At 58.5% G+C, this 15,992-nt stretch carries 14 protein-coding genes; 11 read left to right on the forward strand and 3 right to left on the reverse strand.

Annotation, left to right across the window (positions count from 1 at the left end; genetic code table 11):
- The first annotated feature begins 6 nt into the window (after positions 1-6).
- The 3 genes from drmC (at position 7) to AC2CHD_RS07900 (ending at position 3,501) form a co-directional block, all read left to right on the forward strand.
- Positions 7-768, forward strand: a complete 762-nt coding sequence (gene drmC / locus AC2CHD_RS07890; RefSeq protein ID WP_484553274.1) for a DISARM system phospholipase D-like protein DrmC — start codon at positions 7-9, stop codon at positions 766-768.
- Entirely contained in the window at positions 769-1,248 is a 480-nt protein-coding gene (locus AC2CHD_RS07895; RefSeq protein WP_484553275.1) for a very short patch repair endonuclease, read from the forward strand.
- A gap of 549 nt (positions 1,249-1,797) precedes the next feature.
- Positions 1,798-3,501: a hypothetical protein gene (locus tag AC2CHD_RS07900; protein ID WP_484553276.1), complete on the forward strand. Its 1,704-nt coding sequence runs from the start codon at positions 1,798-1,800 to the stop codon at positions 3,499-3,501.
- A gap of 828 nt (positions 3,502-4,329) precedes the next feature.
- Here the strand turns inward: AC2CHD_RS07900 and AC2CHD_RS07905 are convergent.
- Complete coding sequence (locus AC2CHD_RS07905) at positions 4,330-5,121, reverse strand: IclR family transcriptional regulator (protein ID WP_255664013.1); 792 nt, start codon at positions 5,119-5,121, stop codon at positions 4,330-4,332.
- Positions 5,122-5,315: 194 nt separating this feature from the next.
- Here AC2CHD_RS07905 and AC2CHD_RS07910 point away from each other — a divergent pair, with 194 nt between their 5' ends.
- The 8 genes from AC2CHD_RS07910 (at position 5,316) to AC2CHD_RS07945 (ending at position 14,411) form a co-directional block, all read left to right on the forward strand.
- Positions 5,316-6,887: an ABC transporter substrate-binding protein gene (locus tag AC2CHD_RS07910; RefSeq protein WP_484554208.1), complete on the forward strand. Its 1,572-nt coding sequence runs from the start codon at positions 5,316-5,318 to the stop codon at positions 6,885-6,887.
- A 100-nt stretch (positions 6,888-6,987) separates the two neighbouring features.
- Positions 6,988-7,839 carry an alpha/beta hydrolase gene (locus AC2CHD_RS07915; protein WP_484553277.1) on the forward strand — a complete coding sequence of 284 codons (852 nt, stop codon included), beginning with the start codon at positions 6,988-6,990 and terminating at the stop codon, positions 7,837-7,839.
- Entirely contained in the window at positions 7,836-9,449 is a 1,614-nt protein-coding gene (ggt, locus tag AC2CHD_RS07920; RefSeq protein ID WP_484553278.1) for a gamma-glutamyltransferase, read from the forward strand. Before AC2CHD_RS07915 ends, ggt begins: the two co-directional genes overlap by 4 nt.
- A gap of 21 nt (positions 9,450-9,470) precedes the next feature.
- A complete protein-coding gene (locus AC2CHD_RS07925) occupies positions 9,471-10,445 on the forward strand; it encodes an ABC transporter permease (RefSeq protein ID WP_484553279.1) in 975 nt (324 codons plus the stop codon).
- 6 nt (positions 10,446-10,451) lie between these two features.
- Complete coding sequence (locus AC2CHD_RS07930; protein ID WP_484553280.1) at positions 10,452-11,384, forward strand: ABC transporter permease; 933 nt, start codon at positions 10,452-10,454, stop codon at positions 11,382-11,384.
- Positions 11,381-12,355, forward strand: coding sequence for an ABC transporter ATP-binding protein (locus tag AC2CHD_RS07935; protein WP_484553281.1), 975 nt, complete (start codon positions 11,381-11,383; stop codon positions 12,353-12,355). The genes AC2CHD_RS07930 and AC2CHD_RS07935 overlap by 4 nt, the downstream gene beginning before the upstream one ends.
- Positions 12,352-13,380, forward strand: coding sequence for an ABC transporter ATP-binding protein (locus AC2CHD_RS07940; RefSeq protein ID WP_484553282.1), 1,029 nt, complete (start codon positions 12,352-12,354; stop codon positions 13,378-13,380). The genes AC2CHD_RS07935 and AC2CHD_RS07940 overlap by 4 nt, the downstream gene beginning before the upstream one ends.
- Positions 13,377-14,411 carry an AbrB family transcriptional regulator gene (locus AC2CHD_RS07945; RefSeq protein ID WP_484553283.1) on the forward strand — a complete coding sequence of 345 codons (1,035 nt, stop codon included), beginning with the start codon at positions 13,377-13,379 and terminating at the stop codon, positions 14,409-14,411. Before AC2CHD_RS07940 ends, AC2CHD_RS07945 begins: the two co-directional genes overlap by 4 nt.
- A 77-nt stretch (positions 14,412-14,488) precedes the next feature.
- On the opposite strand, the gene AC2CHD_RS07950 is transcribed toward AC2CHD_RS07945, so the two are convergent.
- On the reverse strand, positions 14,489-14,833 hold the full coding sequence (locus AC2CHD_RS07950; protein WP_484553284.1) for a RidA family protein: 345 nt from the start codon (positions 14,831-14,833) through the stop codon (positions 14,489-14,491).
- On the reverse strand, positions 14,830-15,990 hold the full coding sequence (locus AC2CHD_RS07955) for an NAD(P)/FAD-dependent oxidoreductase (protein WP_484553285.1): 1,161 nt from the start codon (positions 15,988-15,990) through the stop codon (positions 14,830-14,832). Before AC2CHD_RS07955 ends, AC2CHD_RS07950 begins: the two co-directional genes overlap by 4 nt.
- Positions 15,991-15,992 lie beyond the last annotated feature (2 nt).

The following is a 15,992-nucleotide window of genomic DNA, read 5'->3' on the forward strand; positions in this document are numbered from 1 at the left end:
GGGACTGTGCAGGAATTGCTCAATGCCATCACCGATCTCGTCTCTAACAGCCCGCCTGCCAAGGTTCGGCAACTGGCCGACCTGATCCAGAGAACTTCCATGGAGGCTTTGCCTGTCGGCGTCAGCGGATGGGCGACGACGGCGACCGCCCGCACGCGACTCGACAAACTCCTGGGTGCTGTCGGCGGACATGACATTTCTCCTGTAGAGCTCTCGGGAATGTTGATCGGCGCGAGCCATGCCTACCACGCGGCGAAATCGGAGGAATCCGTCGACCTCGTCTGGACGGGGCCGTCGAGCGAGCTCGTCGCCACCCGTAAGACTGAACAAGCCTTGTTACAGGTGATCCAGGCAGCACGATCGAAACTCTTTCTCACCAGCTTCGTCGCCTATGAAGTCGCGTCGATCATTGAGGCTCTCACCAATGCGATGCAGGACGGCGTCGCGCTCTCAATGTTGCTCGAATCCGACGGCAACCATGGCGGCGGCGTTTGCTACGACGTGATCGGCAAGATGCGAAAGTTGCTGCCGGCCGCCAGAATCTACTTCTGGTCGGACAAGCTGGACGCTTTTGCCGGTGGTAAGGTCCATGCCAAGGTGGCCGTCGCCGACGAGAGGATTTGCTTCATATCGAGCGCCAATCTGACGGGGCATGCGATGGAGAAGAACATGGAGGCCGGGGTACTCGTCAATGGCGGTGCCCTACCGAGCAAGCTCCAGCGTCACCTGGAGGCACTCGTCACGACCAAACAATTGAAACGCGCTTGAATGGACACGGTCGACAAGGAAATACGCTCACGCATCATGTCCTCGGTCGGCCAGAAGAATACCGGCCCCGAGACGTTGTTTCGCTCGGCTCTTCACAAGATAGGTCTGCGCTATCGCTTGCATGACCGCAAACTTCCCGGCAGTCCCGATCTTGTCTTCCCGAAATATCGGGCGGTCATCTTCGTTCATGGCTGCTATTGGCATTCGCATGGCTGCTACCGCTCCACCGTTCCTAAATCGCGCCGCGAGTTCTGGCTTGCAAAGTTCGAGGCCAATCAGGAACGGGACCGCCGAGATGTTAGGCGTTTGATCGACCAAGGCTGGCGCGTTCTGATCGTCTGGGAGTGCTCTCTGGTCGGAAAGACCGCTTATCCCGCATATGACATCGCCCGGATTACCAGAGACTGGCTGATATCCAAATCTTCGTTCTTGGAGATATTGGGTGAGGCGCTGCCGGCAACGGACGAGTGGGGGCCTTGATGAATATCGCATGTCTCGCATGGGGATCGTTGCTCTGGGACGCGCGAGAGTTACCGCTCCAGAGCGATTGGGCTCATGACGGTCCGATGTTGCCGGTCGAATTTGCCCGCCAGTCCAATGACGGACGTATCACCTTGGTCCTTACACCGGGGGCTATGTCAATCAAAGTGTTCACTGCCCGGCTGGACGCACCTTCGATGGAAGATGCGCGTACCGTGCTAGCAAAGCGTGAAGGAATATCTTCGCGTTTCGTGGCCGGCTCGGTCGGACACTGGACTCCGGACTCCGAATCCGACCACCCAGAAACAAAAGCCGTTGGGACTTGGGCATCGGAAGCCGGATGGGGCGGTGTGGTTTGGACAGCGCTTAAGCCGAAGTTCGATGGTGCCTATGTCACGCCGTCTTGCTTACAGGTCGTAACGTATCTCGACTCTCTGACAGGGGAGACGCGCAAACAAGCGGAAACTTATGTCCGGCGGACGCCCACACCCGTTCGAACCGTCTATCGAATGGCAATCGAGGAAGCCCTGGGTTGGACGGCGGTTTGAGATGAGGGACGAAGCCCTCGAAATCTTTGGCGAGAAGATCGAGGCGCAAAGACTGTTCCTCGAACATTGGCGCCAACCCTGCGAGCCTCTCTTGTTCGAGACACTTCGCTCCATCGACAACGTTTTCTGCGAAGAGCTTTTTCTTCCACCTGATGCGGAGTCGATGTTATCCCGGCAGCGACGCACGATCTCCTCATGGGGGGTGAATAAGGCGCTATCCCTCATGGTGCCCCCAGAGCTTCCGGGCGGCCCGTTTCGCTTGTTTCCAAGTTACGATCAGACCCGGCAGCAGGCGACGGAATTCCTCTTCCAAGCCGGTGTCCTGCAGCGTGTTGAAATGCTTTATGGCTGGCTTGACGAAGGTTTATTGTCAGCGCGGCTCGACAAACCACCTTCGCGACTGGACTCGGGTATCGACACGATACTTGTCCTCAAAACTGACCATCCGTCTATGTTTTGCGAGGTGGTATCTCAAAAGCATAAAAGATGGGTGAGCGATCTAACTATCGAACACGATGCGCCCTGGGAGCAAGAAGTGCAGCGCCGCCACGTGGCACTGGAGGCCCAGTTCGAGGCTGCCGTACAACGCTCTCGCGGGTGGGGTATTGCCTATACGACAACCGATGAAATCGACGACCATTTTACCGAGTGTGGTCAAATTTATCTGCGACGAATGTGGAGCCAGGACCTCATCGGTATGGACGATGTTATTGGTGGCGAGCCATTCAATCACTATCTCGGCATTCTGGCGGCCATCGCGGGACGAGCGCAAAAGCATCTCTGCTTCGCATCCATTCTCAAGCGCCGGCACCCCGAGCTGGACTTGAGAAACTTGCTTACGACATTCGCTCCCTGCGACGAGTTCGCCGCTGGCCTGGCGGCCCATATCGACGCCGACACAGGGCAGGTTCGCAGACTCTTGGAGTGCTTGACCTTAGGGCCATCGAATCTGGCCGCTCATACCGATTCGGCTGAAACTGCGTGGGCGCCAATTGTCCGGTCTAGCCGCGATTATTTCATCCTTCCGCTCTACGGGCTGGAGATCAATCCGTTTCTGTTTCTCCTTTCCGACCTCAGAGCGAGGTTTCCAGAAGACTGGTTCCGGGTCGCCAATAATCGGGAGAAAAGATGGCTGCAGGATTTGCGACACATTTTTCCGGGTAACCGTTGGGTCTTGAATGATCGGAATCTCAAGTTGCGTGACGGCGGCAGGACCGTCACAGATCTTGATTTCATAGCCTACGACGCGAGGAACAACGAACTGGCCTTGTTCCAGCTCAAGTGGCAGCACCCCGTCGGTCTGGACAATCGAGCCCGTCGTAGTGCCGGGAAGAACCTTCTATCTCAAGGGAACGACTGGGTGAAGCGCGTGGTCGGGTGGCTCGACAAATTCGGCGCACATGAACTCGCCAAACGGGCCGGAATAGAAGTCAAAGCAGACGTCAAGGTCGAACTGTTCGTTATCGGGCGCTATAGCGCCTATTTCGCTGGATTCGCGGACCGTGATCCGCAGGCAACCTGGGCAGATTGGAACCATCTAATGAAGGTGCGCTATGAAAACCCAAATGCTTCAGTCAGCGAAATCGCTACCACGTTGAGAAAAGAAGCTGATCGTCTCTCGAATTCCTATCCAGGAGATTCGTATGCAATTCCCATCGACAATCTTGCGGTAATTTTGAACCCTTCTACAGAACCGAAACCATAGTTCTTCCTTCGATCATCTCCGCGCAGAACATGTCACCAAGCGCAAATCCTGCCCCCGCAACCAAATCCTCTCATATAAGCACTCACTTACCCAAACGCTTCGCATCACCCCGAAGCGATCCAGCCCCCCTGGGTAGCCTCACGCCAGCTTCATTCAACCACGTGCAACAGTGAATTGCCCACCTTGTGCTCGATCCCCCCATGCCTCCACGGCCAGGGGCAGCTGCAAGACAAATGATTCCGAACAAACGAATCGCGAAGGCCCACCGTGGAATGTGTTGATGAAGCCGTATTGCGCGGGTTTGCCGAGCCCGGTGTCGTGCCACTCGACACCACGACGCCGTTGCCAAACGAGGATGGCACTCGATGTCAGTTCCGACCCATTGTCGCTGACCACCATGCAGCATAGCCGCGCTGTTCTGCGATGGCATCCAGTTCCTGAGCCACGCTTTCGCCCGATAGCGCGTTGTCAATGATCATTGCCCGGCACGCGTGGCGGAAGCTTTCGATAACGCACAGGATACGGAAGCGTCGTTCGTCAAAACGCGTACAGGACACAAAGTCGAGTGACCATCTCTGGTTCCCTTCTTCCGGGATCGCCATGGATCCCCGTGGGCCCAAGCCCCGCTTACGGATGCCGGGTTTGCAGCAAAGAACAACCGCCGACATAGCGGCGTGGTATTCGTTCAAGATACCGATGTTCTGTTCTTCCGAGAATCGCGAGCGCTTGATGAACTGTCTCCTTCATTGAGGAACAGGCTTGCGCATAATCGAGAACATCTCAGGCGAGCATGTCACAATCGTCTGCCACCGGCGCTGTCCGCACTGCCTAGAAAGACAAAGGCTCCCGCGCCCGGCCCGCGCCATCGTCTTCCCTCCAGCCCAAAGCATGTGAGAGCCGAGATGCCGACATCGTGGTCAGCCGGATAATGTGTTCAAGTTCAGATTCCTGAATCCTGAACGCCGGAGCTACCACGTGCACCGTTGCGACCACCGAATTGTCCAGAGTAAAGACGGGGGCAGCGCACGAAACCTGATGGTCGCTCACCTCACCGCGGCTGACACAATAACCCTGGCGGCGAATCCGTGTGAGCTCGGCAAGAATGGCTTTGCGGGAGCGTGGCGTGTTTGCAGTAAGCGCGGCGGGTCTCAAGGGAACGCATTTATCGATGAACGCCTGCGGCTGGAAGGCCAACAGACATTTGGGCGAACCTGCATAGAGAGGACGACGGCGTCCCACATTCGCGTGCACCCTCAGGTCCCGCGAAGGCTCGGCCTTCGCGACGCACAAGGCTTCCATGCCATCGATCGTCCTCAGCTGCACGGTCTCGTTCACCCGCTGGCACAGTTCTTCGAGAATGGGCGTTGCCAGGCGGATCATATCCGTTTGCGAGCTGGCGGTGATTCCCAGAACCAGCATGGCATCGCCCAGGCCATAAGCGCCGTCTTTCGTCCGCTTTACGATCTGACGCTGTTCCATTGTATGCAACAATCTATAGGCGCGTGACTTGTTGAGCCCTGTTTTTCGGGCGAGATCCGTCACGCCGATGTTCGGCTTTCGGGCCACTTCCATAAGAAGGTCTAACGCCTTATCAACTGATTCTACTATATAATTTTGCATAGCGCTCTTAATCGAAGTCGATCTCTTTCAGGGTATTTTATGCGTTTTATCTGACGAAACAAGCGCAGAATAAGTTTGACAGCCTCGTTTGCTCGACTGTTTACTCAGGCCTGTTGAAGAACACGAAGTTCAAAAAATCGCGGCCGGTCGAAGGCCACCGCGAAACAACCAGGGGGAAGAGATTGACCAAATTCATGACCCGGCGGAGTTTTCATGCCTCGGTGATTGCGCTGATCGCTGCTGGCGCCATTCCCGCATCCGCTCAGGAGGCCGCGCTTTCAATTGGCATGGCCGCGCCCATCACCTCGCTTGATCCGCATGAGGATTCCAACTCACCGAACAACGCCACCAGCCGCCACATCTGGGACAGTCTGATCAATCGCGGCGGTTCGGCGGAAAACAAACCCCAGCTCGCAACGGAGTGGGAGGTCGTCGACGACACGCACTGGCGTTTCAAGCTTCGCGAGGGTGTTACCTTTCACGACGGCTCATCCTTTGACGCTGAGGACGTCGTGGTTTCGCTCATCAGAGCCCGCGACAAGGAGAGCCAGGCCTTTGCCTCCTACACCCGCAACATCGCCAACGTGACTGCCGAAGACGATCACACCGTCGTGGTCGAAACGACGGTCCCGGATCCGATGATCCTGAATTCGCTCAGCCGCATTCGCATTATCAGCTCGGAATTTGCCGACGCACCGGTTTCCGATTTTGAGAACGGTCCCGCGGCAGTTGGTACGGGCCCCTTCAAACTGGTCTCCTACACACCGGGGGACCGGATCGAACTGGAGCGGAATGAGGATTACTTCGCCGGCCCGGCGGACTGGTCCCGTGTGACCCTGCGGCTTGTACCCGACGATGGTGGCCGTCTCGCGTCCCTTCTGGCCGGGGATCTGGATCTGATCGAGAACCTTCCTGCAGAGGGTGTGGCGCGGGTCGAGTCCAATGATGATCTGAAAATCATCCGCGGTCAGTCCACCCGCCTTGTTTATCTTGGTATGGATGTTTCGCGCGATCAAACACCCTTTGCCACCGCAAAGGATGGGTCGCCACTGGACAGCAACCCCTTCAAGGATGCTCGCGTACGCAAGGCGCTGCTGATGGCGATGAACCGCGAGGCCATCGTTGATCGTGTCATGCAGAAGAACGGCACGGTTGCTCATCAATTCGTTGCCGAGGGCTTTTTCGGACATTCCGACGAGGTCGAGGAGGTCGGCTACGACGCGGAGGCTGCGAAGGCCTTGCTTGCCGAAGCTGGTTATCCAGACGGTTTTGCCCTTACCATTCACGGCCCGTCCGGGCGTTATGTGAATGACAGCGAAGTCTTGCAGGCCGCAGGTCAGATGTTCTCGCGCATCGGCATCGACACCAAGGTGGAAGTGATGCCCTGGTCGGTTTATTCAGGCAAATATTCCGATGGTGAGTATTCGCTCTTCCTTGGCTCCTGGGGCGTGAACACCGGAGAAGTCTCCAATCCGGCGCTGGCTCTTGTGGCAGCACGGAACGCTGACAAGGGCACCGGACGCTACAATGGCGGAGGCATCGATGTTCCCGCGATCAATGAGCTTCTGGATCAGGCGACGTCCACGCTCGATGAAGACGCAAGAGAGCCTCTCCTTCAGAAAGTCTCGGCGGCGACGTTCAACGATGTCTGGCTGTTGCCGATGCACTACGAGAATGTGGTGATGGGTGCGAAGAACGGCATCGAGTTCAAGCCGCGCGGGGACAAATACACGCTCGCTTATGAAGTGCACAAAGCAGGCGAGTGACGCACACTTCGCGGGAGGCGCCTGGTTCGCCTCCCGCATAGCTCTCCCATTATAGGGCGTTCCTTCGGGCCCGCCTGCATTAAACATCTCAGGAGTACACATGCAGGAGCTTGCATCCAGCGGTGCGGCTTTGCGCGCGCGCGCCATCTATGACTATGGTGAGACCGCAATCATAGCGTCCAGCATCGATCCCCGGTTCCACATGATGCTCTACGTCCCCCCGGCGGCGGCCGAAGGGAAAAAGGTCGATCTGCTCGTTGCCGTCCACGGAACCGGCCGAACCTCGGCTTTCGAGTTTCGTGACGGGTTCGCGGAATTCGGTCTTTACAATGACTGCGCGATCCTGTGCCCGATCTTTCCGGTCAATGTGCGCGGTGATGGAGCGCGCTCGGGCTACAAGTACATGCAGGAAGGCGACATCCGTTACGACAAGGTCCTTTTGTCCATGGTCGAAGAGATGGCCGGGAAATATGGGCAGGACTGGTCGAAGTTTGCGATTTTCGGCTATTCGGGTGGTGGTCATTTCGCGCATCGCTTCGCCATCCTCCATCCGGAAAAACTATGGGCTGCAAGCATCGGTGCACCTGGATCAGTGACGCTCCTTGATCCGGACCGCGATTGGTGGGTTGGCGTGCGGGACGTGGCAGAACGCTTCGGCAAACCCTTCGATGCATCAGCCCTCGCACGCGTCGCGGTTCACATGGTTGTCGGTGATGCAGATCTCGAAACCTGGGAGATCGCCCATGCACCCGGCTCGACCTATTTCATGGAAGGCGCCAATGACGCCGGTGCCACCCGACCCGAGCGGCTGCGCAGTCTCAAGGCTTCCTTCGAGGCGGCCGGGGTAAATGTGACTTTCGACCAGCTTCCGGGCGTTGCGCATGATCGGATGAAATGCATCGGCCATACGAAAGCTTTCCTGACCCGCACTCTCAAGGATATGCGCGCATGAACCGCAACGCTACGATTGTTGCTCCGCAACCAGAGGCAGTCGAGGCCGGCGCCGAAGTGCTGGAACGTGGCGGAAACGCCATTGATGCGGCACTAGCCTGTGCGTTCGTTCAGGGCGTTGTCGATCCGCAGATGTGCGGCATTGGCGGCTTCGGATCGATGCAGGTCTACATGCCGGATCGCGGCATCCACGAGATGCTGGAATTTTATGCGCTCGCCCCCTCCGCGGCGACACCCGATATGTGGCTCGACAAGCTTCTGGGCCAAAGCCGGGACGGGTTTGGCTTCATCCTTGAAAACAACATCTCCGAGATCGGCTATCTGGCCTGTTGCACCCCTGCTTCGCTCAAGGGATATGAGCGCGCCCTGAAAGATTACGGCACCTGGGATTGGGGCGACCTCATTGCGCCAGCCATCAAATATGCCGAAGAGGGCTTCAAGATTCGGCCGCACATGCACTGGTACTGGACCAAGGACCAGACTGGTGATGGGCAGGTGAACACGCTGGACAAGCTGCGATACTCGCAAACCGGCCAGCGCGTCTATTTCCACAGCGACGGCAGACTTCGCGAGGTCGGCGAGATACTGACCAATCCTGATCTCGGGCGTACACTGCGACGGATCGCAGAAAGCGGCTCTTCAGACATATTCTATCACGGTGAGATCGCCGAGCAGATTGCTGCGGATTTCGCGGCCAATGGTGGATTGATCGCGATGGAAGATCTCACACAGTACGAAATCACCAAAGCAGCACCGGTTTGGGGCAGCTACCGCGGGCGCCGGATTGCCTCCAGCCCTCCGCCGGGCTCCGGTTTCCCCATGATCGAGTTGCTGCACATTCTGGAAAACTTTGATCTCGCCGCTATGAAGCACGGCTCCACAGACTATGTGCGCACGCTGTTCGAGGCGATGAAACGCATGACCATCGACAAGGACAAGCATATGGGCGACCCCGCCTATGTGGATGTTCCGGTGGAGGAGCTGCTGTCCAAGGAGCACGCTGCGGAACTCGCCGCGCAGATCAAGCGGGGAGAGCGCGCCAGCGTTGAACGGCTTGATATGTCGCAGCGGGACACCACGCATATCTCGGTGGTGGACAAGCAGGGCAATGCCGTGGCTTTGACCCATTCGCTGGGAAGCCCCTCCGGCGCGATCACGGAGGGGTTGGGCTTCATGTACAACGGGTTGATGAGCCGCTTTGATCCGCGACCGGGCAAGGCCGCATCGATTGCACCCCGCAAGCGCAGGGCGAGTTCAGCGGCACCGACGATCGTGTTTGAAGGCGACAGTCCCTCGATCGTCATTGGTGCGCCCGGCGGCAGCTACATTGCGCCGACGGTTGCCCAGGGGATCATCAACATGATCGACTTCGACATGAACATCCATGCCGCGGTTTCCGCACCGCGTTTGGTCGGCGTGTCCAACAGCATAGATATCTGCAACCGCATCCGGCGTTCGGTGGCTGAAGAGCTGCGTGAGCAAGGCTATGAAGTGTTGCGCTCGCCACAAGCTTATGCGTTCGCCGCGCTGCATGGTATCCGGATAACGGACGGGGTCTCTTCCGGCGCTGCAGATCCGCAGCGTGACGGTATGGCGATCAGCGTCGACTGAGCCGGAAAGCGACAACAAACCATGGTCACCACCCTCATACGACGTATAATTCAGGCGGGGTTCGTCATTCTTGCGATGACGGTAATCGTTTTCCTTGGTGTGAACGTTATCGGCAACCCGGTCGACATTCTCATCAACCCCGACCTGAACCAGGCTGAGCGGCTGCGTGTGATCGAGAGCCTGGGGCTGGACCGCCCGTTGTGGCAGCAATATCTGAGCTTCCTGCACGGTCTCACGGAAGGGAATTTCGGCAACAGCTTTGTCTATTCCAAGCCGGCGCTCGATGTGATTCTTGAGCGCTTGCCGGCGACTCTGGAGCTGGCGCTCTGTGCGATGGTTATCGCGATCGTCGTTGGCCTGCCTCTGGGGCTCTATGCCGGTCTTTATCCGAACCGGGTCTCCTCACGGGTCATCATGACCGGCTCCATTCTCGGCTTCTCGCTGCCCACCTTTTGGGTGGGGCTCATGCTGATCCTGCTGTTTGCCGTCCAGCTCGGCTGGTTGCCGTCCAATGGGCGCGGCGAGACCGCAATGTTGTTTGGGGTTCGCTGGTCTTTCCTCACGTGGGATGGGCTCTCGCACCTGCTGCTGCCTGCATTGAACCTCGCCCTGTTCAAGACGTCGCTCATTCTCCGGCTTACCCGGGCGGGCGTGCAGGAGGTCATCATGCAGGATTACGTCAAGTTCGCCCGCGCCAAGGGTTTGCGGGAAAACCGCATCATTCTGGTGCACATACTGAAGAACCTGATGATACCTGTCGTAACGATCATCGGACTGGAGTTTGGCTCTTTGATCGCGTTCTCCGTGGTGACCGAGAGCATATTTGGCTGGCCGGGCATGGGGAAGCTCATCATCGACAGCATCAACCTGCTCGATCGCCCGGTAATCGTCGCTTACCTGATGATGATGGTGGTGCTCTTTGTCTCGCTGAATTTCATCATTGATGTCTGTTATACACTGCTGGACCCGCGGGTTCGGCTGGATGGCAAAGGCTGAAGCGCCATGGAGTCGAAAATCGCCACTGAAGCTGAAAGCCCCACTGAACAGACTGGTCAGCGCCCGATCAGCAGGCGTATCTGGCCCGCGCTGCGTCACTTCTTCTCGTCGCCGGCGGCACTTGTCGGATGCATCGGTTTGGTTGTCGTGCTGTTCACCGCCATCTTCGCGCCGTGGATCGCTCCCCAGAACCCCTATGATCTGCTGCAACTCGACATTATGGACAGTCGTCTGCCCCCCGGTTCGGAGAGTTTCTCAGGTGTGCCCTATCTGTTGGGAACCGACGGCCAGGGCCGCGATATCCTTTCCGGCATCATGTACGGGCTGCGCACCTCCCTGATCGTCGGCATTGCGTCGGCATTCGCGGCCGCACTTATCGGCACCACTTTGGGGCTCATGGCTGCTTATCTTGGGGGACGTACCGAGAATTTCATGATGCGCCTGGTGGATCTGCAATTGTCCTTCCCCACCATTCTCATGGCGCTGATGGTGCTTGCGATCCTGGGCAATGGCGTGACGAATGTCGTATTGGCAATCATCGTCGCGGAATGGGCGACCTATGCCCGCACGGCGCGTGGGACGGCGCTGGTAGAACGGGAGAAGGAATACATCGATGCGGCGCGCTGCTTGCGCGTTCCCGGTCGTCGCGTGCTCTTGCGCCACCTTCTGCCCAACTGTCTTGCCCCGATCATCGTGATCGCCACCATGCAGGTCGCCCGCGCTATCGGGCTTGAAGCGACGCTCTCCTTTCTGGGACTGGGCGCATCAGTCACCCAACCCTCTTTGGGAATGCTGATCTCCAACGGGTACCAGTATCTTCTCTCTGGTCTCTACTGGATCAGTTTTTACCCTGGCATCGCCCTGCTCATTACGATCGTATCCATCAATCTGGTGGGTGATCGGCTGCGCGATGTGCTCAATCCGAGGAATGCCCGATGACCGCGCTGCTTGAAGTTCGCAACCTCGTCACCGAATTTCCCGGTGAGGCGGGAAACGGCCTGCGCGCGGTGGATGACGTGTCGTTTCGTCTGGGGCGCGGTGAGGTGCTGGGGCTGGTGGGCGAGAGTGGTTCCGGCAAAAGCGTCACGGGGTTTTCCATCATGGGGCTGGTGGACTGGCCTGGGCGTGTGACGGGCGGGCAGATCCTGTTTGATGGTGAGGATATCGCCAATGCTGACGCGGAAACCCGCCGCTCCCTGCGGGGCCGACGTATCGCCATGGTGTTCCAGGATCCCATGATGACGCTCAATCCCGTTTTGCGGATCGGCACGCAGATGACCGAGGCATTGCATGCCCATGAACGCATGAGCAGCGCGGCTGCGCGTGAGCGGGCCCGTGATGCGCTGGGGCTTGTGGGTATCCCCAGTCCGGAGGAACGCCTGGACGCCTATCCCCACCAGTTCTCGGGCGGTATGCGTCAGCGCGTGGCGATCGCGATTGCACTGCTTCATCGACCCGATCTCATCATCGCGGATGAGCCGACCACCGCGCTCGACGTCACCATCCAGGCACAGATCATTTCCGAGTTCCAGAAATTGACGGAAGATCAGGGGACGGCGGTCATCTGGATCACCCACGATCTCGCAATCGTTTCCGGTCTCGCGGATCGCATTGCGGTCATGTATGGCGGGCGCATTGTGGAGACGGGCAATATCGAAGATGTGCTGGTCGCGCCCAAACATCCTTATACGCACGGTTTGATCCGCTCTGTGCCTTCACAAAACAGTCGCGGCCACAGATTGGCGCAAATTCCCGGGGTGACACCAAGCCTCGCGCGGATGCCCGAAGGATGCGCGTTCCGCACCCGTTGTGAGCGCGCAACAGACGCCTGCATCGTCCGGCCCGGGCGCTTTGGTGACGAGCTTGCCTATCACCGCTGCTTTCATCCCCATGAGGAGGCTCTGGTATGACAATGACAGAGACAGTCGCCGGCACCTCTTCGCCACTGCTTGAACTTCGCAAGGTGTCATGCCGCTTCGGTGCGCGCCCTGATCTGGCTGCCCGGATTGCGATTGCTCTCGGGGCGGCCAAGCCTTTCCCGATCATCCATGCGCTGGACGAAGTGGATCTCACCATCCGCAAGGGGGAAGTGCTGGGCCTTGTAGGAGAGTCCGGTTGCGGGAAGTCGACGCTCGGCAGAATTGCCGCAGGAATATTGCCGCCCTCTGCGGGACAGGTTTTCTGGAAGGGTGAGGACCGGGCCACGTTGCGTGGAAGCCGGCAGCGGGATGCCGATCTCGAAGCGCAGATGATCTTCCAGAATCCGATGGCAGCGCTCAATCCAAGGATGACGATCGAAAAACTGGTGGCCGAGGCCCCAGGCATCCATGGCCTTATCAAAGGCAGCACCAGCAGCTATGTGGATGACTACCTGACCAAGGCGGGGTTTGATCCGGCGATGAAGAAGCGCCTGCCGCACCAGTTTTCCGGGGGGCAGAGGGCGCGGGTCAACATTGCGCGTGCGCTTGCGGTACAGCCGGATTTTCTTGTCTGCGATGAAAGCGTCGCAGCGCTCGATGTGTCCATTCAGGCGCAGATACTCAATCTGTTCATGGATCTGCGAGAGCAGCTGGATCTGACCTATCTGTTCGTCAGCCATGATCTGGGGGTCGTGGAGCATATCTCCGACCGGGTTGCGATCATGTATCTTGGACGGGTCATTGAGGAAGCGCCTGTGGCCGAGATTTTCTCCCGGCCAAACCATCCCTATACCCAGCAATTGCTGGCTGAGGTGCCACGCATCAGACCAGGAAAACGACGCTTTGCTGCAATGAAGGGGGAGCTGCCGAGCCCTCTGAATCCGCCGAAAGGGTGCCACTTTCATCCGCGCTGCCCGCACGCACATGAGCGATGCAGAGTAGAAGTTCCTCAAAAGCGCGAGATTGCCCCGGGGCACGTTTCGGCATGCCATCTGAACGACAAGCAGGCGGTATGATCGGAACAGGACGCATTCCCGGCTTCATCCTTGCCTTGCTGCTTGGCGCCACGGGCGGAGCGCTCTTCACCTGGATCGGGATGCCGCTTTCCTGGATGCTTGGCTCGATGACCGCCTGCGGCATTGCATCAATCATGAGTCTGCCGGTTCGCGGTTCCACTCTCGCCCGCCCGCCCATGTCGGCCGTGATCGGCACCATGCTGGGTTCCCAGTTCGGGCCGCACACTCTGGAGAGTGCAGCGATGTGGTGGCCGGCACTCCTCGCATTGGCCGCTTATCTCGCGGTGGCGGCTGTTCTGTGCAATGTCTACCTGCGCCGCGTCATTCATCTTGATCGGCGCACGGCCTTCTTTTCGGCAATGCCGGGCGGGCTCGTTGATATGGTGTTGCTTGGCGCGGAAAAGGGCGGTGACGAGCGGACCATCGCTTTGATGCACTCTTCACGCATCTTTCTGGTTGTGCTGAGCCTTCCGCCACTGATGACGTTGATCACGGGAGCTGATCCGGGAGCACGTGTGGCGACCTGGCGACCACTCTCCGACATGGGATCGGCTGATGTGTTCTGGTTCATCGCAACACTCGGGGCCGGGATCGGGCTCGGCAAATTGCTGCGATTGCCGGCGCCATATCTGATCGGTCCAATGCTGGTGAGCGCGGGGTTGCATTGGACGGGTGCCTCTGGCTTCGTCGTGCCAAGCACGGTTATGGCCGTAGCGCAGGTGGTTCTTGGAACCGTCGTCGGTTGCCGCTTCGCCGGCACCGCGCCAAAGCGCATTCTGCATATTCTGATGACCTCTGCCGGCGCTACGGCAATCCTGCTTTCGGTGGCCGTCATCTTTGCTTTCGCACTCCATCGGATCATTGAAGTGCCGGTCGAAGGAATCCTGCTGGCTTTTGCACCCGGTGGGCTTGCTGAGATGAGTCTGGTTGCGCTCGCGTTGAATCTCGAGGTGGCGTTTGTGGTGGTCAGCCATATAAGCCGCATCGGTATGGTCATTCTTGCGGCGGGGCTGCTCGCATCCAGGGATTGAACATGGTCTGGTTGATCCACTTCCGGCCATCATTATGGCCGGAAGGTTTCTCCAGACAGTCTAGCGGCAGAACACGTTTAGCGTGCCGCTGAGACCACCACTTCGATCAAGGTGTCCTTGCCCAGCTCGGCCACCCCGATCGTCGCTCTCGTGGGCAGGTGTTCCGCCGGCATCCATTCCAGCCAGGCCTCGTTCATACCCTCTTTTTGCGAGAAGTCGGAGATGTAGATCATTGCGGTGAGAAGGTTCTCCTTCGAAGATCCCACCTGTGCCAGGAGGGCATCGATCTTGGCGCAGATCTGTTCTGTCTGCCCTTTCATATCCAGCGACTTGTCATCGGCGACAAGGCCTCCGAAATACAAGACGCCATTGTGCTCGACGATCCGATGGTTGATGCGGGTCTGAATATGTCTCTTGATCATGAGAGTTCCTTCTGTGCTCTGGTTGGATCTTGCGGAAAGCGCTTGATTGAAAATGGCTTGATCGGAGCCTGGGTGCTGCCGGTGGCGATCAATTCCGCCATGATGTCGCCGACTCCCGGTCCGAGCTGAAATCCGTGAGCGGAGAAGCCAAAGGCGTGGAAAGCACCCGGCGCGTGTGCCGCGGGACCGATAACCGGTATGCCATCCGGCATCAGCCCCTCGATTCCCGCCCAGGAGCGAACGATCTGTGCGCCACGCATCACGGGGAAGATGTCCATCGCGGTCTGCGCGGAATGACGCAATTCGGACATCTGCATATGTGTTCGATTGTTTGCCGGCTCCGGCACTCCCGGTCGGCCACCACCGATAACGACTGTGCCGTTTGGCATCTGTTTGAAGGAGAGCGGACGGCCCGCCGCTCCGACGACCGCGGTGCAGAATGGGCGCAGTCGTTCCGTGACGATCATCATTGGAGCATAGGCTCTTACGGGGGCATGATCGCCGATCTGCCGTGCGATCTCGCCTCCCCAGGCCCCGGCGCAATTCAGAACGAAACGCCCTGTAAACTCCTGCGCTCCAGCTTGCACCTTCCACTCCTCTCCAGACCGGGAAACGCGCTCGACAGGCGTGTGCTCCAGAACACGCACCCCCATCTTCTGAGCCTTGCGCTGAAAGGCGAAGGTCGTTTGGTATGGCTGGGCGAATCCGTCATCGAGAGATGCGATGGCACCGACACAGTGTTCGGCGACCGCCGGCAGATACGTGCGCATTGTCTGCCGGTCCAGTATCTGCTCATGGGTGTAGCCCAGGCTGTTGAGTTCCGCGACGCGCCCACGCAAGGTTTCGAGCTCTTCCGCAGTTTCTGCGACCTTGATCTGCGGAGACGGTTGAAAACCACAATCGTCATCCAGCAGGTCCGCGATGCGGCGCCAGATGGACATGGAATGCAGCGAAAGCGGAATTTCCGCGACGTGCCTGCCGAGCTTTCGCACGCCCCCGGCGTTCACTCCCGAAGCGTGCCGGGCCACCGTGTCCTTCTCGAAAACGATGACCTGAAGACCGCGCATCGCTGCGTGCAGAGCTGCAGAGCAGCCATGAATACCGCCGCCGATCACAAGAAGGTCGGCGGTCCTATGCTGAAGTGATGCCATCGCCATGA

The organism is Nitratireductor sp. ATLC21 (assembly GCF_057196525.1).